The organism is Nocardioides sp. NPDC057577, from assembly GCF_042801335.1.
Taxonomy (GTDB): domain Bacteria; phylum Actinomycetota; class Actinomycetes; order Propionibacteriales; family Nocardioidaceae; genus Nocardioides.
Map to the genome: position 1 here is coordinate 1 of NZ_JBHVGB010000364.1, position 1091 is coordinate 1091.

The 1091-nt window shown below is 69.1% G+C and carries 2 protein-coding genes; both read right to left on the reverse strand.

The features are described 5' to 3' along the window. Window positions 1–385: hypothetical protein (locus ACFU7D_RS29825; protein ID WP_378874177.1), on the reverse strand; the 385-nt coding region annotated here is incomplete at its 3' end. Next, on the reverse strand, window positions 378–1091 hold a 714-nt coding region (locus ACFU7D_RS29830), incomplete at its 5' end, for a radical SAM protein (protein ID WP_378874179.1). The genes ACFU7D_RS29830 and ACFU7D_RS29825, both read right to left, overlap by 8 nt.

Genomic DNA, 1091 nt, shown 5'->3' on the forward strand with positions numbered 1-1091 from the left:
GTCGGCGCCGGCGCTCGTCCTCCGCACAGACGAGGTAGTGGGTGACGGGACGCGGGACGCCCGGCGGCAGGGACACGGAGAGGTCGGCTCCGAAAGCGCGATGGTTGGCCAGACAGCGTGCGAAATAGCTCTCGACCACCACCGGGATGCCGGCGGACAGGTACCGCTGGATCTGATCGGTGGCGGTGAACAGGGCCGAGAGGTAGAAGCACATGCGGGCCTCTGCATTTCCCAGCCGGTCGACCTCCCGCCGCAGTGCCTGGTAGGTGGGCGGCACGGTGGGGACCAATACCGCGCCACGGGCGGCCGCGAGCACGGGGGCGAGGGTGGATTTACCGGTGCCGCGGAGCCCTTCGACGCTCTCGAACGATGCCGGGTCAGACACGTCCGTACACCACGTCCGGCACCGCCAGGGTGAGTTCGTCGGTGGCGGAGGGCCGGTGGTCGATGTGGTCGGTGAGCTTGTCGTACCAGAAGGCGTGCGAGTCCTTGCCGACGGCCTTGCAGGACATGGTGAGCGCGCCGCGCGGGTCGGCTTCGATCCGCTCGATCTCCACAGGGCCCCCGGCGGGGAGGCAGGAGTCCGGCGCACCGAGCTCGGACAGGTCCTCGTCGAGGATCACCTCGATGTCCAGCTCGGCCGAGGCCAGGCGCTCCCGGAGGCGGGTGTAGGCCGTGCCGTCGTTGACGAGGAGCTCGGGGTGATCGGCTGCGTTGCCGACCGGCCGGAGGCAGTGGAGTTTCAGCTGCTCCACCCCGTAGTGCTGCAGTGTGCGGGCGAGCGGCAGGACCTCGTCGATGTTGCGGGAGGTGACCGTCATGGTCGCGCCGGCGCGGAGGCCGAGCTGCTGGGCGATTTCGAGTGCGCTCAGGGCGCTGCGGTAGCTTCCGAACTTGCGGATCTTGTCGTTGGTCGTGCCGATGCCCTCCAGTGACACCCGGAGCAGGTCCAGGTCGGGGGCGATCTCGGTCAGCCGCCGCTCGATGCGGTAGCCATTGGTGCAGATCTCGACCTGCATGCCCAGGTCCCGCTTGGCATACCGGACGACCTGGGCGAGGTCCCGGTAGATGAACGGTTCGCCGCCCAGCAG